The following is a 24,068-nucleotide window of genomic DNA, read 5'->3' as shown; positions in this document are numbered from 1 at the left end:
AGAAAACTATCCAAAATATCTCAGGTTGAGATTGAAAACCCAGGGAGAACTGACTTGCACACAACTTCGAATAGTTTGCTTTTCACGCAACTCACCCTACCGAACGGACGTGTGTTAAAAAACCGGATCATCAAATCGGCCATGTCGGATTCACTGGCGGATGGACATGGCAATCCGACCGCCAGACAGATACGGTTATATGAACGCTGGGCCGACGGTGGTTTGGCAGCGTCGATCATCGGAGAAGTGCAAGGCGACCCATGGTACCCTGAAAAACCGGGCAATCTGGTGCTAGACCAAGGGGCCGACACTGCGGCGTTCCGTGATCTGGCGCAGCGCGGGTCAGAAAACGGGGCGCAGCTCTGGTTGCAACTTGGCCACGCCGGGGCATTGTCCCACCTGCCGATCAGCACGCCCAGGGGACCAAGCGCCATCGGCTTTCCTGATTTTCACAGCGAAGCCATGTCTCTGGCCGAGATTAGGAACATTCCTGATTCTTTTGCCCAAACGGCACGGCGTGCGGCTGAGTTGGGGTTTGGAGGCGTCCAGATCCATGCTGCTCATGGGTTTCTCTTAAGCCAGTTCCTGTCCCCTCTCTTCAACCACCGGACGGATGCTTATGGTGGTTCGATCCATGCACGGATGCGGCTGCTGATCGAGACGGTCGAGGCTGTTCGTGCCGCCGTGCCGACTGATTTTGTAGTTGCCGTCAAACTGAATGCCACTGACCAGCTTGACGGTGGGCTAACAGAAGACGATGCGCTCAAAGTTGTAGCGGGACTTGAGGGCAAAGGCGTTGACTTGCTGGACATCAGCGGTGGAACCTACTTCCCCGGCGCCCCATCAAGTTCCGAGCGTGCATCCAAAGGTCCGTATTTTCTTGAATTCGCCGGTGCCGCCCGCAAGTTGACCACGACCCCCCTCATGATCACCGGAGGGTTCAAGCATTATGACGAGGCTGAGGCGGCGATCATTCAGGGTGATGTGGATGCGGTTGGCCTCGCGCGGGGTTTCGTCCTTGATCCATCGCTGCCTTTGTCGTGGCAGGAGGGCAAAGGCGACCCTGCCTTTCCTCGGTTCGCCACCCTTCCGCCAGGAGGAATGACGGCTTGGTTTACGATGCGGATGACGGATCTTGGTGAAGATCAAGAGAGTCTGATTGAGCGGGATATCAATGATGCAATTGCCGAATATGAAGCGCGCGACGCGGAGCGCGCAATACAGGGGCTGGTTCAGAAGCGAGGCGAGATAACGAAACAGCACAAGGCCGCCGACGCCCTCAAGGCCGATCTGGGCGCCAGAGGCCAAGCGCCGGTGCTTTGCGGTTAACCAGAAACTCAACAGTACAGAAGCAGCTATTCGTGCAAGTCGGCACGTGCGGGTTCGGAGAGCCCATGCAAGCGGATTCTGCGGTTTGCATGGATGTCTGCCTAGTGAAAATCCCGGCTTGGAAACAGTCGCTTGGCTTGATCGCGCGGGTGCATGGCGCGGGCGGGGTAGCGGGATGCCTTTGGGGTGTCATCCGCACGCGGACCTTCGGTGGTCAGAGCCTCTGGTAACGGGTGACCCAGGTCAAAGAGCTTATAGGACATGTCGGAAATCTCCTGAGCAATCAGATGCACGACAATGCCTTCGCGTTGTAGATAACCCCGAACATGCAGGAGCCGCGCGCCCATCACGATGCGTCGGAAACGCTCATATACTTTGGGCCAGACGACGACATTGCTGACCCCGGTTTCATCCTCAAGCGTCAGGAAAATCACCCCGGACGCTGTGCCGGGGCGTTGGCGGGTGATGACAAGCCCGCAGACCGTATGCTGTCCCAGAGGCACATCCTTGAGTGCGTTGTGAGGCGTAAGGCCCGTAATGCCGGGGCGTAGCAATTCCATTGGATGGGCGCGCAGGGAAAGGCGGGTGGAAACATAATCCTCAACAACTTCTTCGCCCAAATGCATGGTGGGCAGGGTGATCTGCGGTTCATTGATGCTTTCCCCGTCAATCGGGTCGTTAAAAAGCGGCAGCGGTTTTTCGCTGCGGATGGCTTTGACCCGCCACAAAGCATCGCGACGCGTGAGGTCCATGTCAGAGAACGCATCCGCTTCGGCCAGCCGTGTCAGCACATCGGGGCGCAGGCCTGCCCGCAGCCACAGCGCCTCTGGATCGCGATACCCATTGCCCCGTGCGGCAACGATCCAGCCCGCATCTTCTTCTTTGAAACCCTTGATCTGGCGGAATCCCAACCGCAAAGCCAACGCGCCATCGGGGCGGCGCTCAAGAGTATTGTCCCATTCTGAATGGTTCACGCATATGGGGCGTATTTCAACGCTATGTTCGCGCGCATCGCGTACGATCTGGGCGGGGGCATAAAACCCCATAGGCTGAGAGTTGAGAAGCGCACAGGCAAAGATCGCCGGGTGATGGCATTTCAGCCAGGCCGAGACATAGGCGAGCATTGCAAAGGCGGCGGCGTGGCTTTCGGGAAAACCGTAATCGGCAAAGCCCTGGATCTGGGAGAAGCAGCGTTTGGCGACGTCCAGATCATAGCCATTCCGCAGCATTCCATTGATGAATTTCTCCTCAAAAGCTCCGATGGTGCCCATGCGCCGGAATGAGGCGAGCGATCGGCGCAGGTGATCGGCCTCTTCGGCGGAAAACCCCGCCCCCACCACAGCGATCTGCATGGCCTGTTCCTGAAACAGTGGTACGCCAAGCGTGCGTTTTGTGACATTTTCAAGTGTGGGGCCAAAGGGTTCAGGCTGCTCCAGACCCTGACGGCGTTTGATATAGGGCTGCACCATGCCGCCCTGGATCGGACCGGGGCGCACGATGGCGACTTCGATCACCAGATCGTAGAATGTTCGGGGTTTCATTCGGGGCAGAAAGTTCATCTGGGCACGGCTCTCAACCTGAAACACCCCTACCGCATCGGCAACGCAAAGCATATCATAGGTGGGTTTATCTTCCTGCGGAACCGTAGCGATACTAAGGCTGCGCCCGTCGTGTTCCTGCATCAGGGCAAAGGCTTTTTGCACACAGCTCAGCATGCCGAGCCCCAGGACATCGACTTTCAGGATACCGAGTGCATCAATGTCATCCTTATCCCATTCGATGACAGTGCGATCTTCCATCGCAGCATTGGAAATCGGCGACAGTTCATCCAGACGTCCGCGTGTGATGACAAAACCTCCTACATGCTGCGACAGGTGTCGGGGAAAGCCGATGACCTCGCCAATAAGCTGGATGGTTTGCATAAGGCGGCGGTCTTCGGGGTTAAGGCCAATCTCGCGGATGCGATCAAGATCAATCCCGCCATTGCTCATTCCCCAGATTTGCCCTGACAGACCGGCGGTCACATCCTGAGACAGGCCCATGACCTTACCCACCTCACGAATGGCGGCCCGTGTGCGAAAGTGAATGACGGTTGCACAAAGCCCGGCGCGGTGACGACCGTATTTCTTGTAAATCCACTGGATCACCTCTTCGCGCCGCTCATGTTCGAAATCGACGTCAATATCCGGTGGCTCGCCGCGGTACTTTGAGACAAACCGCTCAAATACCATCGAGATCATATCCGGGCTGACATCGGTGATGCCTAAAAGATAGCAAAGGATTGAATTCGCAGCGGATCCGCGCCCCTGGCATAAAATGCCCTGAGATCTGGCGTATTGCACAATATCGTGGACGGTCAGGAAATAGGCTGGGAAATCCAATTCCTTGACCACGGCCAGCTCTTTTTTCAACAGATGGGTGACTTTAGAGGGCGGGCCATCGGGATAGCGTCGTGTCAGACCTTCTCGGGCCAGCCGTTCCAGACGGGCTTGCGGGGTTTCTTCCTCGGTGTCTTCATGGGGGTATTCATAGGAAAGTTCGCCCAAGTCAAAGCTGCATTTATCGGTGATCTCCAATGTACGGCGTATTGCGCCCAGATGGTTGCGAAACAGCCGCGCCATATCCTGACCTGACTTGATCCGGTGTTCGGCATTGGGCAGCGCACGCGTGCCGATCTGGTCGATGGTGATATGGTCGCGCATACAGGTCAAAACATCGGCCAGCCGTCTGCGGCCTGCGTGATGCATCAGCACATCGCCAACCGCGACCATCGGGGCGCCGGCCTTTTGCGCAGCCATTGCGCAAGCCGCCAGATAAGCCTGATCGCTGCCGTCATAACGAGGGGCGGCCCCGAGAAAGACATGATTGGGAAAGCGCCGCTGCAGCCGCTGGATATCCGGCACGGATTCTTTCAATCCCTGTTGCGGCAGAGCAATTAAAATCATCCCCTTGCAAGCGGGTATCATGTCCTTGCTGTAAAGCTCACAATCACCCTTTTCCGCCCTGCGCTTACCAGCGGTCAGAAGGCGGGTCAGGCGTTGATATGCCACCCGATCGCGGGGTAAGGCGATCCATTCCACCGAACTGTCACGCAAGACCAGGCGGCACCCAACGATTAGTCTGGGCAATGTTGCGAAAGGGGTATGTGCAATGGCTTCTCCCGATTCAATCTTTTGCCGAGAGGAGGCATCCACACGCTGTTGAGAACGGATTTTCAAAGCCTCGGCAGTGTCTCGCCGTAACTCCTTGAGCGCGGTCCAGGCTCGTACCACTCCCGCCAGTGAATTGCGATCCGTGATAGCAATCGCGGATAGCCCCAACTCTGCAGCCCGTACGATCAGTTCTTCAGGGTGTGAGGCGCCGGTCAGAAAGGTGAAATTACTGGTGACGCAAAGTTCGGCATAGTCTTGCCCCTGCATCCGCATGTCGAGCAAATCCCGGCGAAAGGCCTCGACCGGACGATGAGTGCGATTGACCTCGATCATGCAAATTCTCCCTGCACGAACCACCCAGGGCTTTGCGGCGTGTAAAACAACCAGAGCCGCCGCCCCTGTGTGGTTTCCACACGCCAGTAATCGCGCAGGCCAGAACGCCAGTTGTCATCTTCCAACCACCATTCGGGAGCAATACGTTCAGGACCCGTGGCGCGCGCCGTGGTCAACGACATACGTCGCCAGCGAAACCGTTCTGGCGGATGTGGTTTCGTGGCCATAATCGGCTCAGGCGGGAACAGGCGCAGCGGGCGTGGGTTTGCGCAGGCCCAGCCGCTGGCAGGGTCTGAATAGGCGGCAGGTGCAATGATAAAGCTGCGCTCTGGAATATGACTGTCAGCGGGCAGGAAACGTTGGATATTCATCAGCCCGATCCTTGTGCCGATCCGGGTGATGAGGTCCTCCAAATGACCCTTCTGCGCCGCTGAAACATGGGTGAGTTGCTGGGCTGGCAAGGCCTCAACCTGCGTTGCCTCAAGCCGCAGTTGGTCGATGCCAAAGCCTGCATCCACCCCGGTCAACCCTCGCTCAAACAGCGGTAGAATGCGATGAGGGTCCCGCAAAGGGCGTGCCAGACGCAGCTCAACCTCTTGATGATCCTGATCCACCCGGCGCAATGTAATTGTCAGCCCTCGCGCGCCCATTTCCTGCGCTTTCAATTTGGCGCAAAGCTGGGTCAGCAATCGCTCTGTACCTGCCATCACATCGCTGATGAGGCCAATAGGCTCTGGCAGCGTCATGCGCACCGCGTAATGGGGCGGGTCAGCCAGGGGCGTGATGCCTTCCGGCTGCTGTCCCACAGCCTGATCCAGCCGTCTCAGCACATCTGGTCCAAAACGGCGGGTCAACGGAGCACGCGGCGCCGCAACAAGATCGCCAATCTTGCGCAGCCCCAATCGGGTCAAAGCCGTTGAGGTTTTCTCATCCAGCTGCAAGGCCGCAACGGGGAGGTTCTGCAGCGCGGATAACATATCACCGGGTGACGCAAGCCCTTCACCATGATGCGCCAAAGCCCAGGCCGCGGCGCGCGTGTCAGCCAAGCCGATCTGCACCGACAGACCCGCGCGCGTCAGGCGGGTGCGCATATCACTCAGCATTCCTTTTTCGCCACCAAAGAGATGGGCGGAGCCGCTGATATCCAGCACTAGCCCATCACGACCTTCCAGCCCCACCCAAGGACAGTACCGCGTGGCCCAACGGCACAGGATCTGCAAAAACCGCTGGCCTTGCAGCAGATCAACCGGCGCCGTTTGCAAGTTGGGACAAAAAGCGCGGGCATCGGAATAGGGCATGCCAGGATGCAAACCCTGCTGCGTGGCCTGGGCGTTAAGGCAATAAAGCCGATTGATGTTGCTTTGTTTCAGCGTCAGCGCAAAGGGAGCACCCGACGGGCAGCGCCGCAGAATCTGGTCACTTGCCAGTCGGGGAAACCACAATGAGACGACGCGACGCTGGATCCCATCGAACATGCCAGACACCTAATGTTCCTGATTTGTTCTTTATAAGTTCCCACTTTTGCAGAGTCGAGTCCTGAGAGATGAATCTGGAATCAAACACAGGCGCACACCGCCAACGGGTTTCAGCCGAATTGCTGCCCATACCATCAGGGATAATCGCCAACCCGGTAGATTTTCCATCACGCGCCGCAAGCTGCAAACGCCGCCCCTCGGTCAGACCCAGGGATTTCGTCAGATGCATCACTACCAACGAGATGGCTCCCGAACGCAAAGCTTCTTCAGCGACGGCCAAGGTTTCAGTCTGGTCCTTGGTGTTACACAGCGTCAGGGACGCAGAATCAATGAACTCGACAAACCCGTTCGGGTTAATCTGGCTCGGCTCCCACCGCTCTTGTACCCACATAACATCGCCGCGAATCCGGGCAGCGAGTGTGAAGGCGAATACGTCTGCGCCAGGTCCGCAAACCTCATGCGTGCGGGCTTTACGAGATGGAAAGATACGCGGATCAAGATTGTACATTTCTATGCTTTAGCATCCGATCACAATATTGGAAAATGTTGTCACGCCAAGGCCCGCAAAACGCCAACACCCCAAGTTCAACCGCTCATGCCGGGATCGCGTGGTTTCGAAACCGTAAACTTCTGGCCGGTCAAAGAATGGGCAAAGGCCCCCGCGTTTTGGTTTGCCGCAGGACAAAGTTACTGCGTGTGTCACGGACGAGACCGGATTTCAGCAGGCGCTGCATGATAAACACCTCCAGATCCTCTGGGGTCTTGGCATAAATCTTAAGAACGAAATCATGATCTCCGGTGATCGAAGCGCATTCAACGATCTGTGGTTCAGTCTCAACGAGGCGCAGGAAATCCGAGATGCTTTTTTCCTGATGATCCTGCAGAGCAACATGAACATACGCAATCGCATTCAAACCAACGGCTTTTGCGGCCACTTGCGCACGATAGCCAGACACTACGCCCGATGCCTCAAGATCCCGAACGCGCCGCCAACACTGCGACGCGGAAAGACCCGTGCGCTCGGCGAGCTCTTGCATTGACAAGCGGCCACTGATTTGCATCTCGCGGAGGATGGTTATATCAGCGGTTTGAAGCATTTGTTTCTAGATACCCTCAAAATCGGAACATATTCTCCAAGTTAGCTCGATTCCCCCCACATTCAAATGGTATGTGCCGATGATCAGCGGGTATTCTGTCGTCCAACGGGAGGAGTCCAATGCCTAAATCGACCAAATATGCAGCCAAAGTCGCCGATGGGCGCGGCCACATCGATTACACAGCCGAGGAAGACGCTGTCTGGGCCGATCTTTATGCAGCACAGGAAGGGAATGTGCAGCAATACATGGCGCGCGAATATCTTGACGGGCTGATGCGGTTGGACCTGCCGAAAACCTCCGTTCCGTCTTGTGCTGATATTTCTGAACGCTTGCTGGATCTGACCGGATGGCGCGTTCAGCCGGTTCCCGCACTGATCGGATTCAAGACCTTCTTTGGCATGCTGGCGGACCGCGTTTTTCCAGCTGCGTCCTTTATCCGTTCGCGCGAGGATTTCGACTATATTGAAGAGCCCGATATCTTTCATGAGATTTTCGGGCACACACCCTTGCTCAGCGATCCCCGCTTTGCTGCCTTCAGCCACGCCATCGGGCAAGCCGGGATCCGGGCGGATATGGCGGATTATGCCTGGTTGATCCGGCTTTATTGGTTCTCGATCGAATTTGGATTGCGTCGTCAGGATGGTGAGATCAAAGCACTGGGATCAGGGCTTGCATCTTCACCAACCGAATTGGTTTACGCAGTCACAAGCGATACGCCGGACCGGGACCCGTTTGATATCCTGACTATCCTGCGCACCCCATACCGTATCGATATGCACCAGATGGGTTATTTTGTTCTGAACGATCCTGAGGACCTTTTTGCAGCAGCGGAACGTGATCTGCTGGCTGATGTCCGGCATGCTCGCAAACTGGGCCTGTTGCCAAACAAATTTCCCGAGAAGGTCACTGCTGCAGAATAACACGTGACTACGCGACAATTGGCGCCTGCTTTCAGGCGTTCTGACTCAGGTCTTTGTACATAAACGTCGTTGGCTCCAACCTGTCTTCAAATGGGTTACGGCAATACTTCGGGACTTCACCGGCGATCTGAAAACCCAGACTTTGATACAAAAGCCGCGAAGGATCCGAGCTGCGCGTGTCCAGCACCAGCACATTTCTTCCAAGTTCTGATGCGCGGTTTTCAAGCGCATGCATCAAAGTGCGCCCGAGTCCACGCCGCCTGGCATCCGGATGAACAAGCAGCTTCGCCACATCCGCGCGATGCGGTTGGTTAGGCATGGCCGCAGGAATCAATTGAACAGTTCCCAAAACGCGGCCTTCGCCGTAAGCGACAAACAGATCCAGACCACCTGAGCTCAGGTCGGGCTGTACGCGCGTTGTCCAATAGGCTCGGGCATCATCAGGCAAGAAGGGGAGTATGAACCCGATGCTGGCACCGGTATGCACGCAGGCGTGCAAGATATCCGTTAGATCATCCAGCGCATCTACGAAGTAATTCTCGGTCAGCCGCGTGATCATATCAGTACCAGAACATAGCGCGCGCCACGTGTTGCGCCTGTTTCAAAACGCGTCGGCCCCGACAGGTGATAGCGCAGGCAGTCACCACCAGACAGCACATGCGCTGTATTGTCGACCGTCAGGGTCAACATGCCGTCCAACACAATCAGGTGATGTTCCTGCCCCGGTTTAGGCGGTGTCTCGTAGGTGATATCAGTGCCTCGAGGCAAGTGACATTCCAGTACCTCTCCGGTCAGTCCGACCGAGGGTGGAGAGACCGAGCGCCGGGTAAAACCCGTTTCGGGATCACGCCATTCAGCCTGTCGATCAAAGGGGACTTTTGGGTCAAAACTATCTTCAACCATCATCAACAGACGTGACATCGGCAAGCCATATGCCGCGCACAACCGCCCGAGGCTTTCTGCAGTTGGGCTGACGTCACCCTTTTCCATTCGAGACAGGGTCGCCCTGCTGATGCCGCTGTGTTCTGCCAATTGATCTAAGGACCAACCGCGGGCCTTACGCAGTTCGCTCAGGCGGCTTGCAAGTCTATTTGAGAGGTCATCCAGCATAGATCATATCCGCGAATAAGGTCCGAATATGAGAAAAGTAACCAAAATATATAATCATGCAACAAGAAAAGGGTGCAGAAAAATCTGCACCCCCTGTCTACTCGCTTTTCTGGGCGGAATTACTTCCAGTCAACCTCATTGAAGATTTTCTGAGCCTGGGGAACGTTCTTCGCAACAGCCGAAAGATCAACATTATCGGCCTGGTAGTCACCCAGAGCGGCAACCGACTCGGACAGGGCGACGCCCTCAACCGTCGGGTATTCATCGTTACCAGCCGAGAAGTACTGTTGCGCCTGATCGCTCGCCAGATACTCCAGGAACATGATCGCGTTTTCTTTGTTCGGGGCATGCGCTGCTACACCGCCACCGGATAGGTTTACATGTGCACCGTTGCCACCTTGATCCGGGAAGATCCAGCCGATCATCTCACGGTCAGCAGAAACACCGTCGACGTCTTTGCGGATAGCGCGGGCAAAGTAGTAGGTGTTCGACATCGAGATGTCGCACTCGCCGGACACGATGCCGCGCAGCTGGTCGGTGTCGCCGCCCTGCGGATCACGGGCAAAGTTCGCAACCACACCCTCGGCCCATTCTTTGGCCGCGTCGGCGCCAGCATGTTCGATGATAGCTGCCAGGATCGTCTGGCTGTACACGTTGGAGCTCGAGCGGATGCAGACCATTCCCTTGTACTTGGGGTCAGCCAGTTCGGCATAGGTCTGAGGCGGCTCGCTCACGTCGTTCTTATCGTAAAACAGGATCCGCGCACGCTGAGAGAAGCCGAACCATTCGTTGTCGCTGTCTTGCAGGTTCGACGGAATACGCTCTTCAAGAACGGCGCTGTCGACCGACTGCAGAACGCCTGCGTTTTTGGCGCGTTCCAGACGCGAGGTATCGACTGTCAGCAGAATGTCTGCGGGCGAATTCGCGCCTTCTGCTTCCATTCGCGCAATCAACTCGTCGGCCTTACCTTCGATGCGGTTGATCTTGATGCCAGTCGCGTCTTCGAAATCCGAATACAGGCGCTCATCCGTGTCGTAGTGACGCGAGGAGTAAAGGTTAAGCTCACCTTCGGCAGCCGCCGAAGTGGCGATGACGGCTGTCAAAGCAGCCGCAATACAGGTCGAGGATTTCAGCATGATGTCTCCCAACATAGTAAATCTCGTGGCGGGGTATAATCCGACTGATTTGGTCAATTAAACGATTCTGAGGTGGATGCAAGAAAATCTGACAGATTTAGTCAGCCAATTTGTCACATTCGAACAGAAACTTTGGTCAAAGCAATTGAGCTACCCGTCACGTCCGGGTTCGTTTGGATCGCTGGAGAACAATGCGATCTTGTTGCCTTGAGGGTCGCGAAGGTAGCCAACATAAAAATAAGGTCCATACGAATCGCGGAACCCCGGCTGGCCCTCGTCAGTGCCACCAGCGGCAAGCGCGGCGGCATGAAGGTCACGAACCTGTTTTTGATTGCGCACCTCAAACGCGACCATAGCGCCGTTGCCAACCGAAGCCGGCCGCCCATCGAAAGTTGGCTTGACGTAGAAATCCGGCAGAATGGGCGATTGACCCGGCGCAACGGGAAGCGCGTAACTTAAGCCCTCAGGGCCCTCTTTCAGCCCATAATCAAGGGCAGGCAGGAACGCCGAGTAAAACCGTTTCGCGCGGTCGATGTCATCAGCACCGACGGTGACATAGGCAATCATACCGCCTGTTCCTTTCCCGCGTTTTGGTCATTGCGACGAGATTTCTGCTTTATGTTAGGCCAGCATACAAGCCAACGCAAAAAACCGCGCTCAACGGCGCGGTTCTTCTAAATAGATTTGTGCAGTTCTTAGCCCTGGCGAGCTTTGAACTTGCGCTGCGTCTTGTTGATCACATAGACGCGGCCTTTGCGACGCACAATCCGGCAATCACGATGCCGGTTCTTGAGCGAGCGGAGCGAGTTCTTGACCTTCATGGTCTGTCTCCTATTTGCGGCGCCTTCATCAAGGACGTGGCCAGCGCCTGGGTTTGCGGGTGTCCCGGAAACCCGGAACAGTGAACAGATGGTGGGCGGTACAAGGATCGAACTTGTGACCCCTTCGATGTCAACGAAGTGCTCTACCGCTGAGCTAACCGCCCACGAAACCTTTGCGAACCCTGCCCCACAACGAAATGGGGCGCGGATACCCGCGCCGGTAGCGGGGTCTATAAAAGGAGTCGCTTAGGGGTTCAAGGGGTTTGGCAGAACTATTTTCCGGTCTATGTTCAATGCGAACATGGAGGGATCATGCAGAACGCAGCCTTTGTATTGGATATGCCCGAAATCCGCAGCTCTTGTGCGGTTTTTTCCTCGCCACACAGCGGGCGGGACTATCCCGAAGCGCTTCTGAAGCGTTCCGTTTTGAATCACAATGTGATTCGTTCCTCGGAAGATGCGTTTGTTGACCTGTTGTTCGGATCAGCCGCCGAGTTTGGTGCACCATTGATCAAAGCTGCCATGCCCCGGGCCTATCTGGACCTGAACCGCAGCGCGGATGAGTTGGACCCGGCCTTGATCAGCGGCGCTCGCAGACATGGGCATAACCCACGAGTCGCGTCGGGGTTGGGTGTGATCCCACGTGTTGTGGCGAACGGGCGGGCCATTTACCGGGGCAAGCTGACCATGGATGAGGCGCGGTTGCGGATCGACACATATTGGCGGCCTTATCACGCGCGTCTCAAATCGCTGCTGGCCGAGTCGCACAGTAAATTCGGTCAGGCGATCTTGGTCGATTGCCACTCTATGCCACATGAGGCGGTGGCGATGGCCAGCACCGCGCGCAGCAAACGACCCGAGATTGTACTTGGGGACCGGTTTGGCGCGTCAGCCTCGGGTGAAATTGTTGATCGGATCGAATCCGCCTTTGCTGCAGCGGGTCTCAATGTGGCGCGAAATGCGCCATTTGCGGGCGCTTACGTCACGCAAACCTACGGGCGTCCAGCGCGCCATCAGCATGCGGTTCAGATCGAGATCGACCGCGCACTTTACATGGATGAGGAAAAGATCGCTCCCAACGCCAACTTCAAAGAAGTTTCGGATGTTCTAAGGCAAGTGATCGCAGAAATCGCCAACATCGGCGCGCGACCGATGCGACTGGCGGCCGAGTAGACTTCACCGTAGTGCGCGCCCCTTCACGATGGCATCTGTCCCGAATTTCTGGCGTATCTCATCCGTGGCCCGTTCGGCTTGCGACCTGCGGACGGCGTCAGGGTCAAGCAAATCACCTGAGATATCGGCTTGGTCGGCTGAGCATAAGTCTGACAAGCCACACCCCAACAAACGGTAAGGCCCTTGATCACCGACCTGATCAAACAAGCCCCGTGCTGTTCGGTAGATCCGGTCCGCGATCTGGGTTGCATCCCGCAAAGACACGCGGCGCGTCAGGGTTTTGTGATTGGCCTTCTTCAGCTTCAGCGTGACAACCCGGCCTGCCAACCCTTTGGCCTTGGCCCGGTCTGAAACTTTCAGAGCCATGCGCCAGATGTGGCCGTCCAGAATGTCCAGACTTGCTGTGTCCTCGAAGAATGTCGTCTCGTTGCTGATCGACTTCATCGGCTCATGCGCAGAGACGCGGCGTTGGTCTTGCCCGCGCGCCAAATGCCACAGTCGATAGCCCATGGATCCGAAGCGGGCGGTCAGCGCCTCCTGATCCCAGCGCAGTAAATCAGAAAAGGCCCGAATTCCGGCGCGCTCAAGAGATTCCTGCGCGGCCGGACCAATCCCCCAGATCAGCCTCACCGGCTTGTCATGCAGAAACTCCGCCGTCTCGGCCTCGCCGATCACCGAGAATCCGCGTGGTTTGTCGAGGTCGGACGCGACCTTGGCCAAAAACTTGTTGTGACTCAGCCCGATCGACCCGGTAAGCCCCAACTCATTCTTCATTCGCTTGACCAAATGCGCCAGCATAATCGCAGGCGGTGCACCATGCAGGCGCTTGGTCCCGGACAAATCCATGAAAGCCTCGTCCAGCGACAGCGGCTCCACATCCGGGGTCAACTCATTCATCATCGCTCGGATATCGCGTGACACTTCGGCATAGACCGATATGCGCGGTTTGATCACCACGGCGTCGGGGCAAAGCTGCAAGGCCTTGAACATCGGCATGGCCGACCGCACGCCTCGAATCCTTGCCACATAGCAGGCTGTGGAAACGACGCCCCGTTTGCCGCCCCCGATAATAACCGCTTTGTCCACCAGGTCGGGATTGTCACGCTTTTCGACCGAGGCGTAGAAGGCGTCACAATCCATATGGGCGATTGACAGGTCAAACAGTTCGACATGCGATGTAACGCGAGGGCTGCCGCAGGACGAGCAGCGCCGTTCGTCTGTCAAAGAGGTCAGGCAATCTCGGCAAAGACCGGGCATCTGCGTTCTCACACGTTCCGCGGATAGTTCTGGCAGTTCCTTATACCACTGATTTCCAGTGATCAAAGGTCCTGCAAATCTGCCAAACTGCTCAGAAAGAAAACCCCCCGCAAGTAGGCGGGGGGAAAGTAACGAACCTCAGGAAGAAACGGTTCGTTGGGGAGTGTCTCGCTCCTAGAATCCCGTAATTCTCTATATTTAGATAGGTTCAAGCGGCGCGACCTTAAAACTTGGGATTCTCATGTGTATTTTGGGGCACAGGGGAAATCCCGCATGAATTGCTTGAAATTGACGTAACGTCAAGATTTCGTGGATGTTTCCCGGTCTTTTGGCCCGGTGATTCCCAGACGCGTTCAGTGCCGTGTCAAAGAATTTAGCTCATTAAGAACCGCCTGTGCCGCCGCTCTGGGGTCGTCCGCCTGATAGATCGGGCGCCCGACAACGATGTGATCTGCCCCGTCTCCGATGGCACTGGCAGGGGTTGCCACGCGTTTCTGGTCACCCAAAGCCGCGCCTGTCGGCCGCACGCCAGGGGTGACAATCAGGCGACCCTCGGCCTGCGGAAGGGCGCGGATCAAAGCGGCCTCTTGCGGGCTGGCAATCACGCCATCTGCCCCGGCCTTGAGCGCTTTGGCCGCACGTTCGACAACAAGATCCTGAACGTCGCCCGGTTTCAACAGGCTGGCATCCAGATCATCGCGGTTCAGCGACGTCAGGATGGTGACTGCCAGTATTTTCAGGTCCTTGCCCGAGGCGCCCTCTTTTGCTGCGCGCACCACGTGCGGGTCGCCATGTACGGTCAGGAAATCCAGATCAAACTGCGCCAACCCGCGCACGGCGTTTTCGACGGTGTTGCCAATGTCGAACAGTTTCATGTCCAGAAAGATGCGCTTGCCGTGATCCTGTTTCAGTTCATTGGCCAACGCCAAGCCCCCGCCGGTCAGCATGCCCAGCCCGATCTTGTAGAACGATACGGTGTCACCCAACCGTTCGGCCATGGCCAGCCCTTGCAGGGCGTTGGGAACATCAAGGGCAACGATCAGACGGTCATCGGACATGGGGCACGCTCCTTTTTGGCAAACGTCTGCGTCCTAGCGGGTTCAGGCGCTTGTGTCCATGCGGGTTGGTTGCCGCCACGGATTTGAAACTGTGCTATGGTGGTGCCAATTCAAAGCAAAAAGCTTAAAAGGGACAGGATATGAAGATACTGGTTTTGCTGGGTGCAGTGCTGGCATTGGCTGCTTGTGACGAAACGCCAACCGGCACGTCGGACACAGGCGCTGCCCCCGCACCTACAAACGACGACCTGCGCCTTGTAGGTGGTTATCGGTCCGAGGATGATTGGTGCCAGCTGACGGGCGAGACAGCAATTACAGGCAATTTCCTTGATCACACCGCAGATCTTGTCTCGTGCCCAACAGGCAGCGCTGCGGCGCAATCGTTGGTGGATGCACAGGGTGCGGTGCAGGTGGCTGAAACCGGTGGCTACACGGTCTATACGATACAGCGCGAATAGGGCCGGATTCTGTGTCCTAGCCTCTTGAACCGGCCAAGATATTTCCCAGATTGAATGTGAGGCCCAGACAGAAGCGCGCTGCCAAGCGGGCGCTTCGCACATAGGGCGCTTTGAAAAGGAGAATAGCTATGGACTTAAACAAGTTCACCGAGCGGGCACGGGGATTCGTGCAGGCGGCGCAAACGATTGCGCTGCGCGAAGGGCACCAGAGACTGGCACCCGAGCATATTTTGAAAGCATTGATGGATGATGATCAGGGGCTGGCCAGCAACCTGATCACCCGCGCTGGTGGCGCGCCCAGCCGGGTGGTCGAGGCGCTGGATGCGGCGATGAGCAAAATCCCAAAGGTCAGCGGCGATGCCAGCCAGATCTACATGGACGGCCAGACCGCCAAAGTTCTGGACGAGGCCACGAAAATCGCCACCAAGGCGGGTGACAGCTTTGTGCCGGTCGAACGGGTGTTGATGGCGCTGTGCATGGTGAAATCCAAAGCCAAAGAGGCGCTGGATGCTGGTGCGGTCTCTGCCCAGAAACTCAATGAGGCGATCAATGACATCCGCAAGGGTCGCACTGCGGATACCGCGTCGGCGGAAGAAGGCTATGACGCGCTCAAGAAATACGCGCGCGATCTGACCGAGGCTGCGGCTGAGGGTAAAATCGATCCGATCATCGGGCGGGATGAAGAAATTCGCCGCTCGATGCAGGTCCTGTCGCGCCGCACCAAGAACAATCCGGTTCTGATCGGCGAGCCCGGCGTCGGTAAAACCGCGATTGCCGAGGGCATGGCCCTGCGCATCATAAACGGTGACGTGCCGGAATCGCTGAAGGACAAGAAGCTGCTCGCGCTGGACATGGGTGCGCTGATTGCCGGTGCGAAGTATCGCGGTGAGTTCGAGGAACGCCTCAAGGCGGTTCTGACCGAAGTCACCGAGGCCGCCGGTGAGATCATCCTGTTCATTGATGAAATGCACACGCTGGTCGGCGCCGGTAAATCCGATGGTGCGATGGACGCCGCCAACCTGATCAAGCCCGCGCTTGCCCGGGGTGAGCTGCATTGTATCGGCGCGACCACGCTGGATGAGTACCGTAAATACGTCGAAAAAGACGCGGCCCTTGCACGCCGGTTCCAACCCGTTGTGGTGCAGGAACCGACAGTTGAGGACACGATCAGCATCCTGCGCGGCATCAAGGAAAAGTACGAGCTACACCATGGTGTGCGCATCTCGGACTCGGCTTTGGTGTCGGCGGCGACCTTGTCGCATCGCTACATCACCGACCGCTTCCTTCCCGACAAAGCCATCGACCTTGTCGATGAGGCATCGGCCCGCCTGCGGATGGAAGTGGACAGTAAGCCCGAAGAGCTCGATCAACTGGATCGCCAGATTCTACAGATGCAGATCGAGGAAGAAGCGTTAAAGCTGGAAGATGACGCGGCCTCGAAGGATCGACTGGAAACCTTGCAAAAGGATCTGGCCGATCTGCAGGAGAAATCTGCTGAGATGACTGCGCAATGGCAGGCCGAACGCGACAAACTTGCCGGCGCCCGCGATCTGAAGGAACAACTCGACAAGGCGCGCGCTGATCTTGAGATCGCCAAGCGTGAAGGCAACCTCGCCAAAGCAGGGGAGCTGTCATATGGCGTCATCCCCGAGCTTGAGAAAAAGCTGACCGAGGCCGAAAACGCCGAAAGCAGCCAGATGATGGCCGAGGAAACGGTGCGTCCGGAACAGATCGCCAGCGTTGTGGAACGCTGGACGGGTATTCCGACCTCGAAAATGCTGGAAGGCGAACGCGAGAAACTGCTGCGGATGGAAGACGATCTGCATGGGCGCGTCATCGGTCAGGATGCGGCGGTCACTGCCGTTTCCAACGCCGTACGCCGTGCGCGCGCCGGTCTGAACGACGAAGGCCGTCCGCTGGGGTCGTTCCTGTTCCTCGGGCCCACTGGCGTGGGTAAGACCGAGCTGACCAAGGCCGTGGCGAATTTCCTGTTTGATGACGACAACGCGATGGTGCGCATCGATATGTCCGAGTTCATGGAGAAACACGCAGTCGCCCGTCTGATCGGTGCTCCTCCGGGTTATGTCGGATATGACGAAGGCGGTGTTTTGACCGAAGCCGTGCGGCGCAGGCCCTATCAGGTGGTGCTGTTCGATGAGGTCGAAAAAGCGCACCCGGATGTGTTCAACGTACTTTTGCAGGTCTTGGATGATGGCGTTCTGACCGATGGTCAGGGCCGCACTGTAGACTTCAAACAGACGCTGATCATCTTGACGTCGAACCTTGGCTCACAGGCGCTCAGCCAGTTGCCCGAGGGCGCCGACAGCGCGCAGGCGCGGCGGGATGTGATGGACGCAGTCCGAGCGCATTTCCGGCCCGAGTTCCTGAACCGTCTGGATGAGACGATCATCTTCGACCGGCTCAAGCGGGGCGATATGGATGGCATTGTCGATATCCAGATGGCGCGTTTGCAGAAACGCCTGGCCGCTCGCAAGATCGAGCTGGTCCTGGATGGCGCTGCCAAAGAATGGCTGGCCGACGAAGGCTATGACCCGGTCTTCGGTGCGCGACCGCTGAAACGCGTGATCCAGCGCGCCTTGCAAAACCCGCTGGCCGAGGCGCTGCTGGCTGGTGAGATCAAGGATGGCGAGACGGTGCCAGTCACAGCCGGACCCGAAGGTCTGATCATCGGCGATCGATTGGGCACATCCGAGCGACCGCGTCCGGACGATGCTGTCGTGCATTGATCACAGCCTGAATTCTAAAAGACCCGTCCACCAGGCGGGTCTTTTATGTGGGCGACTATCAAGGGTGACGGCTAACTGAGGTGCCCCTAGATTTGTAGACGCTTTGCCTGGTAACTTTGGAAGCAAAGGAAGACACGGATGTCGGGCCAAATTCGCTAGTCAGATGAGTTCAAGACCGACGCGGGCGCGCAGGTCACGGAGCGGGGTTATTCGGTCAAAGATGTGGCCGAACGGCTCGGGATGAGCACCAAATCTCTGTACACTTGGATGGCCCAGTTTGCGACGCCACGGAGGTATACGGACCAAGATGCCGAGGTCAGAAGGCTTAAGAGAGAACTGGCCCGCGTCACCGAGCAGCGTGACACCTTAAGAAAGGCCACCGCGTACTTCGCCAGAGGTGCAAAGTGAGGTACGTGTTCATCCTAGCGGCTTCTATCCATGGGTTAACACCAAAACCAGAATTGAGGTTCGCTCGGATGCCGCGGACGCTCTAAACTAGGCTTTGATCGACAGGGCGTACAGCCGCGCCGGGGACATCATTTTGGATCATACAAGTACCCGATCCCACGCACTGTTCGGATGATTTCCGGCTTTTCTGGATTGGGCTCAAGTTTCCGGCGCAATCGAGAAATTCTGATATCAATGCTGCGATCGAACGGATCCCAGGTTCGATCATGCGCCTGTTCCAAAAGCTGATCTCTGTTCAGAACACGCCCCCTATTTTCCGCAAAGACCTTGAGCAAGCTATACTCCATAGCAGTTAACTGGACTTCTGAGCCATCGGGCGCAAGAAGCTTTGCTGCCTCTTTATCCAAGATAAAGTCCCCAAAAGGAGCCCCATTCCCGTCAGTGTTCCCTGTGGTCGACTTTAGGTTTATCGATTCACGCCGATGTATCGCCTTTATCCGGGCCTCGAGTTCTCGCAGATCTACAGGTTTGCCAAGATAGTCATCTGCCCCCATTTCCAAACCGATTACGCGATCAATCACGTCGCCGGCTGCGGTCAGCATTATGACAGGTGTTGTATCATCCGGTCGAAGAGATCTCAGAATTGAAAGACCATCTTCCTTGGGCATATTGATATCCATAACGATGACATCCACGGTGTTTACAGAAAGTATGCCCCTGAGCTCTTCGCCGCCCGAGGCTGCTGTAACCTTGTACCCACGCTTACTAAGATACTCCTGAAGCATTTCACGTACGTCAATTTCATCATCGCAAACCAGGATGTGGGTTTTCTGATTATCCATCTGATGCTTCCTTCTGGTCGGCAAGCAGCTTTCCGACGAGGATTCTAAGTTCTGAAGGGGAAACGGGTTTCTCAAGATATGGCAAACCGGATTCTCCTAATAACTCCTGTGAGCTCTGCCCCATCGTGTCACCTGTGACATAGGCTGTTCGTTTCAACATATTTGGGGAATGGGTCACCAAGGCATCGTAGATTTTGCGCCCATCGACACCCGGCATATTCAAATCGCTCAGGAATATATCGTATTTTTCCGTGCGAAGCCGGTTGATAGCCTCTTCACCTGACGAAACGACATCAACTTCGAACCCTTCTTTTCTGAGTATTTCAGCATTCAACTCGCCCACCTCAACCTCATCATCCACCACCAACGCTTTGAGGTTTTCTGTGGTCAGAATCGGTTCAACTGGCTCGTCCACCTCTGATCTCGGGCCATGAGCGATGGGCAATGTGATGCGGAAACAGGCGCCGGAATTCTCGGTCTGTTCGAACCTGATCTGGCCGCCATGAGAAAGAATGACCCTGTGGCAGAATGCCAGGCCGATCCCCGTTCCCTCACCGACTTCCTTGGTTGTGAAGAACGGCTCAAAAATTCGTGCGCGAATGGATTTGGGAATACCGGGGCCATTGTCTTTGACCGTCACTTCTACCACGCCTGCCTCAGGCTTTGCATCGGCCGATAATTCAATAAGGTCACCACGACCAGATGACGTCATGGCCTGTTCAGCGTTGATGATGAGATTTATGATGACCTGCGTAATCTGGTCAGCATCTGCGGCAATTGGTTGTAAATCTGACGGGAGATTTTGCCTGATACTGATGTTACCTGATTTGCTGCCATAACCAACGACATCAGCGGCCGTTTCAATGACACCAACAACATCTACTGGCTCAATCTTGCTTGGTTGCTGACGCGCCATCGCAAGGAATGTCTTGATGATCTTGGCACAGCGTTCTGCAGACTTGCTGATCTTCTCAATCCGGACGGTCAAATCCGGGTCCGTGATTTCCTCTTTCAGCATTAGCGAGTGGCCCACAACCACAGAAAGAGGGTTGTTGAGTTCGTGTGCGACGCCGGCGAGCAACTCTCCAAGTGCGGACATCTTTTCGTTCTGAAAAAGCATCTCTCTTTGCCTGGAAAGCTCTTCTTCGATCGCCAAGTCGTCTGTTAAATCACGGATGTTGGAAACGATGACTTCTTCGCCATTAAACTCGATAAGACGCGACGAATCCGCGACCCAGAACTTTCGACCGTTCGCATCGACGAACTCCATCCGCCGATCTTTGAGTGAACCTGCTTTTCGAAGATCCTCAAGGTAAAGCTGCCGCTCGGTCGGATCTGCATAATATGATTTGGAGCTGCGGGTTGGGCCAAAGAGTGCCTTGATATCCGGCGTCGCAAAAAGAATTTCCCCTGTTTCAGCATTCGTCATGTTAATGGCCGCCGGATAAGCTTCCAAGACTTGCCTGATCAAAGCGTCAGCTTCTTTTTGGATAGTTAAGTCAATGATACTGGTGACAATGACCTCTTCACCTTTATAATCAATGAGTTGCGAAGAAATTGTAGCTGGGAATATGTTGCCGTTGGCACCTAACAAATCAAGCTTGAAATCATCAACCCGCCCGTCCGCCAATAGCAGCGTAACAAAATCTGCACGTTCGTCTGGATTGACGTAATGTTCCCTTGCAAACTTGGAAGGTCCGAACATCTGAAGGGCTGCAGGCGTACGGTACAATATCTGGCCGTCACCAATTCGTGCCATGGTCACCACAGCCGAGCTGGCGTCCAACACCTTCCTAATAAGAAGATCGCCGTCGCGTTCTTCGACCTCTGCCTGTTTTCTTTCGGTGATATCCTCACGCGTTACAACAAAGCCGCCTAAACGGGTGGGATGAACGGACACCAGATAGGTTCGTCCGTCTGTTTCTGTCAGTTCATAATCTTGAATAAACTCAATGCCATTGGCCAGCCTGGCTGAAACCCACTGTTCTTCGTTGCCAATGGCATCGGCGTAGATACCTCTGCGCGCTGTCTCACGCATCAGTATTTCCCAATCCAGACCGGGTTCAAGTAAATCGGAGACCCCCCTGTTCATCTCAGCATACCGCTGGTTGAACATCACAAGGCGACGGTCGTCATCATATAGGGCGAACCCTTCCTTGAGAGACTCGATTGCATCGCGCAGAAGATCTCTCGCCCTCTCGATTTCTTTAAAATCGTCCGCCATGCCCATCGTCATCCTGATCTTCTAAGATATCATTGTTTCAGTGCCATTTCAAAATCGACCTCTAGTGTTTCAATTGTTTCACAAGGATCGGTTTGGCACTAGGGCAAGCTGCAAATCCCCATGTTTTGGAAGCATATAGCTGACTGTGTGAAGTGCTTCACACAGCTACAACTGAAACACTTTGCCTGCCGTTCAGACATTACATTGAAACAATGGGACGCCAGTTATTGCTCATCACAAACGCAAGTGGATTAAGAGTAATGACTATTTCATTCCAACCAAAAGAACATATCAATGCGCCAATTGTTGCATTGCATTCTTCTGCATCGAACAGCGGTCAATGGACCCAGCTGGAAGCCGATCTCGACGGCAGGTTCACTGTTATTGCGTTCGACCTTCCCGGCTATGGCCGCACACCTCTGGCCGGTGACCTGTCTCAGAAAGGGGCTGCAATTTCTGCAGCAGCCGTCATCCAGGAAATTGCAGACATTGGAGGCCCGGTTCACCTGGTCGGTCATTCAAACGGTGGCGGTGTCGCGATCAAAGTTGCACTGATGCGTCCCGATCTGGTCAAAAGCCTGACGCTCTATGAACCGGCGGCCTTTCACTTTCTCAAGCACACCAACCGCACGGGCCAGCGCCTGCTCCAGCAAATACAATTAATATCCGGGCTGGTGACAGCCGCAGCTGCCGGAGATGATGCAGCAGCTGGGATGGGGCGGTTTCTGGATTTCTGGAACGGCGACGGATTTTGGACCAATCTGCCCACTTCAGCCAAGCAGCGATTTGCAGGCATGATCTCGTCGGTGATGACTGACTTTGCCAACGGATTCGCGGAAACCTGGGCGCTAAGGGATCTGTCCGAGCTGGAGATACCGACCTTGGTGATGACAGGTTTGGAATCCCCCGAGGTTGCGCAGTACGTGTCCGTGGCCATTGCCAAGGCGCTTCCACAGTCGCGTATCGCGCTGCTGCCGGAGCTTGGACATATGGCACCGGTTTTCCAGCCTGAGTGGGTCAATTCCAGGATCTTCGAACACGTAGCCAGCGTTGAACGGCCAATCGTGAATTGCAGCTGGCCAACCCGCAAAGCGGCCTGACCTGCGCGCATTCAAAGACTGCGACTTTTTCCGAAACTGCTGGGAACGATCCAGCGCAACACCCAAAGGATATGAAAAATGGGCATCCAAACATCCATCAGTCAAACCGCCGACTACACCGCCATCAAAGCGAAACAAAACGTCGCCTGGGGGGCCGGGGATTACGCTAAAGTTGGCGTAACCCTGCAGATCACCGGCGAAGAGCTTGCCGAAGCGATGGACATGATACCGGACGCTAAGGTTCTGGACGTGGCGGCCGGGAATGGCAACGCGACCTTGGCCTTTGCCAGACGCTTTTGCGACGTCACCTCGACCGACTACGTCGAGGCCCTTCTGAAGTCCAGCGGTCAGCGTGCTGACGCGGAAGGTCTGTTCGTGACCTACAAACTTGCCGACGCAGAGGATCTGCCTTTTGAGGATCAGTCGTTTGACGCGGTTGTATCCACCTTCGGGGTGATGTTCACGCCAAATCAACAGCAATCTGCCGCCGAACTTCAGCGCGTGGTGAAGCCCGGCGGCAAGATCGGCATGGCCAACTGGACCCCAGAAAGCTTCATTGGTCAGCTCTTCAAAACTATCGGAAAGCATGTCCCGCCGCCTGCTGGCGTCAACTCCCCGGCATTGTGGGGAAGCCGGGCGTGGGTTGATGAAACCTTTAGTGCCAATTGCGAAGTTTCGTCGTTCCGGCGCAAGAACTTCATGTTCCGCTATCGGTCTGCAAAACACTTCCTGGAGTATTTCCGCACCTTCTATGGCCCGATGCAAAAGGCGTTCGACGCGCTTGACACCGACGGACAGGCGGTACTGCGAGACGATATTCTGGCGCTTGTCGAGAAGTTCGATATCTCGACCAATGACTCTCTGTGCATCTCTTCTGAGTATGCGGAAATCATTGCCAAGCGCTCATAAGATGGTGTGATATGTCTAACGCCCTCCGGCATAGGGTCCAGAGGGCGTTGGACAATTGAGTTGGCGGCAGGCAAGCTTGAACTGATCCAAGGAGAGTTTGTAGTCTTGGCAGAGGGGACGTCTCTGTGATCTTGCATTGTTTGAAAGGGTTTTTCGATGGCTGAACGCACACTTTATGAGAAGTACGGAGGCTTTTCCAACGTCAGCAAGATCGTGCTGTCCTTTTATAACACGCTGCTGGACAATGACGAGATCGGCCCGTTTTTTGACGACGTGGATATGTCTCGGATCGTCGATCACCAGACCAAGTTTATCGCGTCCCTGCTGGGCGGCCCCGCGTCTTACACAGACAAGCAGCTGCGCCAACTGCATTCACATCTTGAGATCAACAACGCCCATTTCGACGAGCTCGAGGTAGTGCTTCGCGGTACGCTTTTGGAACACGACATGGCCGCCGACGATGTTGAGGTGGTTGTTGCAGAATTCGGCAAACGCCGCCCTTTGATTGTCAGGTGACCC

The 24,068-nt window shown here is 55.9% G+C and carries 21 protein-coding genes, 1 tRNA gene and 1 pseudogene; 9 read left to right on the top strand and 14 right to left on the bottom strand.

Annotated elements, in window-relative coordinates; genetic code table 11:
• Window positions 1–54: 54 nt before the first annotated feature.
• Window positions 55–1,329, top strand: a complete 1,275-nt coding sequence (locus D9K61_RS03115) for an NADH:flavin oxidoreductase/NADH oxidase family protein (protein ID WP_120631775.1) — start codon at window positions 55–57, stop codon at window positions 1,327–1,329.
• 101 nt (window positions 1,330–1,430) lie between these two features.
• Here the strand turns inward: D9K61_RS03115 and D9K61_RS03110 are convergent, their stop codons facing one another.
• The 4 genes from D9K61_RS03110 to D9K61_RS03095 form a co-directional block, all read right to left on the bottom strand.
• Window positions 1,431–4,814: an error-prone DNA polymerase gene (locus D9K61_RS03110; RefSeq protein WP_120631774.1), complete on the bottom strand. Its 3,384-nt coding sequence runs from the start codon at window positions 4,812–4,814 to the stop codon at window positions 1,431–1,433.
• On the bottom strand, window positions 4,811–6,289 hold the full coding sequence (locus D9K61_RS03105; RefSeq protein ID WP_120631773.1) for a DNA polymerase Y family protein: 1,479 nt from the start codon (window positions 6,287–6,289) through the stop codon (window positions 4,811–4,813). Before D9K61_RS03105 ends, D9K61_RS03110 begins: the two co-directional genes overlap by 4 nt.
• Window positions 6,231–6,797: an ImuA family protein gene (locus D9K61_RS03100; RefSeq protein WP_120631772.1), complete on the bottom strand. Its 567-nt coding sequence runs from the start codon at window positions 6,795–6,797 to the stop codon at window positions 6,231–6,233. The genes D9K61_RS03105 and D9K61_RS03100 overlap by 59 nt, the downstream gene beginning before the upstream one ends.
• Window positions 6,798–6,927: 130 nt before the next feature.
• Window positions 6,928–7,386 (bottom strand): Lrp/AsnC family transcriptional regulator, encoded by a 459-nt coding sequence (locus D9K61_RS03095; RefSeq protein ID WP_120631771.1) that lies wholly within the window; start codon window positions 7,384–7,386, stop codon window positions 6,928–6,930.
• A 119-nt stretch (window positions 7,387–7,505) separates the two neighbouring features.
• Here D9K61_RS03095 and D9K61_RS03090 point away from each other — a divergent pair, with 119 nt between their 5' ends.
• On the top strand, window positions 7,506–8,306 hold the full coding sequence (locus D9K61_RS03090; RefSeq protein WP_120631770.1) for a phenylalanine 4-monooxygenase: 801 nt from the start codon (window positions 7,506–7,508) through the stop codon (window positions 8,304–8,306).
• A gap of 31 nt (window positions 8,307–8,337) precedes the next feature.
• On the opposite strand, the gene D9K61_RS03085 is transcribed toward D9K61_RS03090, so the two are convergent.
• From D9K61_RS03085 to D9K61_RS03060, 6 genes are all read right to left on the bottom strand, one after another.
• Window positions 8,338–8,865 carry a GNAT family N-acetyltransferase gene (locus tag D9K61_RS03085; protein ID WP_120631769.1) on the bottom strand — a complete coding sequence of 176 codons (528 nt, stop codon included), beginning with the start codon at window positions 8,863–8,865 and terminating at the stop codon, window positions 8,338–8,340.
• A complete protein-coding gene (locus D9K61_RS03080; protein ID WP_120631768.1) occupies window positions 8,862–9,416 on the bottom strand; it encodes a helix-turn-helix transcriptional regulator in 555 nt (184 codons plus the stop codon). The genes D9K61_RS03085 and D9K61_RS03080 overlap by 4 nt, the downstream gene beginning before the upstream one ends.
• Window positions 9,417–9,535: 119 nt before the next feature.
• Entirely contained in the window at window positions 9,536–10,552 is a 1,017-nt protein-coding gene (locus D9K61_RS03075; protein WP_120631818.1) for a Fe(3+) ABC transporter substrate-binding protein, read from the bottom strand.
• A gap of 150 nt (window positions 10,553–10,702) precedes the next feature.
• Window positions 10,703–11,119, bottom strand: a complete 417-nt coding sequence (locus D9K61_RS03070) for a VOC family protein (protein WP_120631767.1) — start codon at window positions 11,117–11,119, stop codon at window positions 10,703–10,705.
• Window positions 11,120–11,247: 128 nt separating this feature from the next.
• Window positions 11,248–11,373 (bottom strand): type B 50S ribosomal protein L36, encoded by a 126-nt coding sequence (gene ykgO, locus D9K61_RS03065; protein ID WP_008755722.1) that lies wholly within the window; start codon window positions 11,371–11,373, stop codon window positions 11,248–11,250.
• An 89-nt stretch (window positions 11,374–11,462) separates the two neighbouring features.
• Window positions 11,463–11,537: transfer RNA gene (locus tag D9K61_RS03060), tRNA-Val, on the bottom strand.
• Between the two features lie 148 nt (window positions 11,538–11,685).
• On the opposite strand from D9K61_RS03060, the gene D9K61_RS03055 reads away from it, so the two are divergent.
• A complete protein-coding gene (locus D9K61_RS03055) occupies window positions 11,686–12,546 on the top strand; it encodes an N-formylglutamate amidohydrolase (protein WP_120631766.1) in 861 nt (286 codons plus the stop codon).
• A 3-nt stretch (window positions 12,547–12,549) separates the two neighbouring features.
• Here D9K61_RS03055 and D9K61_RS03050 read toward each other — a convergent pair whose 3' ends face one another.
• Both D9K61_RS03050 and pyrF read right to left on the bottom strand, forming a co-directional pair.
• The gene (locus tag D9K61_RS03050) at window positions 12,550–13,803 is read right to left on the bottom strand and encodes a DNA polymerase IV (RefSeq protein WP_120631765.1); all 1,254 of its coding nucleotides are present in this window, start codon (window positions 13,801–13,803) and stop codon (window positions 12,550–12,552) included.
• 353 nt (window positions 13,804–14,156) lie between these two features.
• Entirely contained in the window at window positions 14,157–14,861 is a 705-nt protein-coding gene (gene pyrF / locus D9K61_RS03045) for an orotidine-5'-phosphate decarboxylase (RefSeq protein WP_120631764.1), read from the bottom strand.
• Window positions 14,862–15,001: 140 nt separating this feature from the next.
• Between pyrF and D9K61_RS03040 the strand changes: the two genes are divergently transcribed.
• The 3 genes and pseudogenes from D9K61_RS03040 to D9K61_RS03030 form a co-directional block, all read left to right on the top strand.
• Window positions 15,002–15,319: a hypothetical protein gene (locus D9K61_RS03040; RefSeq protein ID WP_120631763.1), complete on the top strand. Its 318-nt coding sequence runs from the start codon at window positions 15,002–15,004 to the stop codon at window positions 15,317–15,319.
• Between the two features lie 128 nt (window positions 15,320–15,447).
• Window positions 15,448–18,066: an ATP-dependent chaperone ClpB gene (gene clpB / locus D9K61_RS03035; RefSeq protein WP_120631762.1), complete on the top strand. Its 2,619-nt coding sequence runs from the start codon at window positions 15,448–15,450 to the stop codon at window positions 18,064–18,066.
• A 159-nt stretch (window positions 18,067–18,225) separates the two neighbouring features.
• Window positions 18,226–18,488 (top strand): annotated as a pseudogene (locus D9K61_RS03030) (transposase); the annotation flags it as partial.
• Window positions 18,489–18,602: 114 nt separating this feature from the next.
• Here the strand turns inward: D9K61_RS03030 and D9K61_RS03025 are convergent.
• Both D9K61_RS03025 and D9K61_RS03020 read right to left on the bottom strand, forming a co-directional pair.
• Window positions 18,603–19,316, bottom strand: a complete 714-nt coding sequence (locus D9K61_RS03025; protein WP_120631760.1) for a response regulator — start codon at window positions 19,314–19,316, stop codon at window positions 18,603–18,605.
• Window positions 19,309–21,546 carry an ATP-binding protein gene (locus D9K61_RS03020; RefSeq protein WP_254055656.1) on the bottom strand — a complete coding sequence of 746 codons (2,238 nt, stop codon included), beginning with the start codon at window positions 21,544–21,546 and terminating at the stop codon, window positions 19,309–19,311. The genes D9K61_RS03025 and D9K61_RS03020 overlap by 8 nt, the downstream gene beginning before the upstream one ends.
• A gap of 254 nt (window positions 21,547–21,800) precedes the next feature.
• On the opposite strand from D9K61_RS03020, the gene D9K61_RS03015 reads away from it, so the two are divergent.
• From D9K61_RS03015 to D9K61_RS03005, 3 genes are all read left to right on the top strand, one after another.
• Entirely contained in the window at window positions 21,801–22,640 is an 840-nt protein-coding gene (locus tag D9K61_RS03015) for an alpha/beta fold hydrolase (protein WP_120631758.1), read from the top strand.
• A 78-nt stretch (window positions 22,641–22,718) separates the two neighbouring features.
• Window positions 22,719–23,549, top strand: coding sequence for a class I SAM-dependent methyltransferase (locus D9K61_RS03010; protein ID WP_120631757.1), 831 nt, complete (start codon window positions 22,719–22,721; stop codon window positions 23,547–23,549).
• Between the two features lie 156 nt (window positions 23,550–23,705).
• Entirely contained in the window at window positions 23,706–24,065 is a 360-nt protein-coding gene (locus tag D9K61_RS03005; protein WP_120631756.1) for a group 1 truncated hemoglobin, read from the top strand.
• The last annotated feature ends 3 nt before the right edge of the window (window positions 24,066–24,068 follow it).

Origin of the sequence: Ruegeria sp. EL01, from assembly GCF_900313035.1 — a bacterium.
Lineage (GTDB): Bacteria > Pseudomonadota > Alphaproteobacteria > Rhodobacterales > Rhodobacteraceae > Ruegeria.
Note: the sequence above shows the minus strand (reverse complement) of the source record. Positions and strands in the feature narration are given on the sequence as shown.

Coding starts and splice junctions, on each gene's coding strand:
- pyrF (WP_120631764.1), bottom strand. CDS start 14,861: ATGTCCGATGACCGTCTGATCGTTGCCCTTGATGTTCCCAACGCCCTG.
- D9K61_RS03105 (WP_120631773.1), bottom strand. CDS start 6,289: ATGTTCGATGGGATCCAGCGTCGCGTCGTCTCATTGTGGTTTCCCCGA.
- D9K61_RS03095 (WP_120631771.1), bottom strand. CDS start 7,386: ATGCTTCAAACCGCTGATATAACCATCCTCCGCGAGATGCAAATCAGT.
- D9K61_RS03040 (WP_120631763.1), top strand. CDS start 15,002: ATGAAGATACTGGTTTTGCTGGGTGCAGTGCTGGCATTGGCTGCTTGT.
- D9K61_RS03010 (WP_120631757.1), top strand. CDS start 22,719: ATGGGCATCCAAACATCCATCAGTCAAACCGCCGACTACACCGCCATC.
- D9K61_RS03020 (WP_254055656.1), bottom strand. CDS start 21,546: ATGGGCATGGCGGACGATTTTAAAGAAATCGAGAGGGCGAGAGATCTT.
- D9K61_RS03070 (WP_120631767.1), bottom strand. CDS start 11,119: ATGATTGCCTATGTCACCGTCGGTGCTGATGACATCGACCGCGCGAAA.
- D9K61_RS03025 (WP_120631760.1), bottom strand. CDS start 19,316: ATGGATAATCAGAAAACCCACATCCTGGTTTGCGATGATGAAATTGAC.
- D9K61_RS03050 (WP_120631765.1), bottom strand. CDS start 13,803: ATGCCCGGTCTTTGCCGAGATTGCCTGACCTCTTTGACAGACGAACGG.
- D9K61_RS03100 (WP_120631772.1), bottom strand. CDS start 6,797: ATGTACAATCTTGATCCGCGTATCTTTCCATCTCGTAAAGCCCGCACG.
- D9K61_RS03110 (WP_120631774.1), bottom strand. CDS start 4,814: ATGATCGAGGTCAATCGCACTCATCGTCCGGTCGAGGCCTTTCGCCGG.
- D9K61_RS03055 (WP_120631766.1), top strand. CDS start 11,686: ATGCAGAACGCAGCCTTTGTATTGGATATGCCCGAAATCCGCAGCTCT.
- D9K61_RS03080 (WP_120631768.1), bottom strand. CDS start 9,416: ATGCTGGATGACCTCTCAAATAGACTTGCAAGCCGCCTGAGCGAACTG.
- D9K61_RS03075 (WP_120631818.1), bottom strand. CDS start 10,552: ATGCTGAAATCCTCGACCTGTATTGCGGCTGCTTTGACAGCCGTCATC.
- D9K61_RS03085 (WP_120631769.1), bottom strand. CDS start 8,865: ATGATCACGCGGCTGACCGAGAATTACTTCGTAGATGCGCTGGATGAT.
- D9K61_RS03005 (WP_120631756.1), top strand. CDS start 23,706: ATGGCTGAACGCACACTTTATGAGAAGTACGGAGGCTTTTCCAACGTC.
- clpB (WP_120631762.1), top strand. CDS start 15,448: ATGGACTTAAACAAGTTCACCGAGCGGGCACGGGGATTCGTGCAGGCG.
- D9K61_RS03015 (WP_120631758.1), top strand. CDS start 21,801: ATGACTATTTCATTCCAACCAAAAGAACATATCAATGCGCCAATTGTT.
- ykgO (WP_008755722.1), bottom strand. CDS start 11,373: ATGAAGGTCAAGAACTCGCTCCGCTCGCTCAAGAACCGGCATCGTGAT.
- D9K61_RS03090 (WP_120631770.1), top strand. CDS start 7,506: ATGCCTAAATCGACCAAATATGCAGCCAAAGTCGCCGATGGGCGCGGC.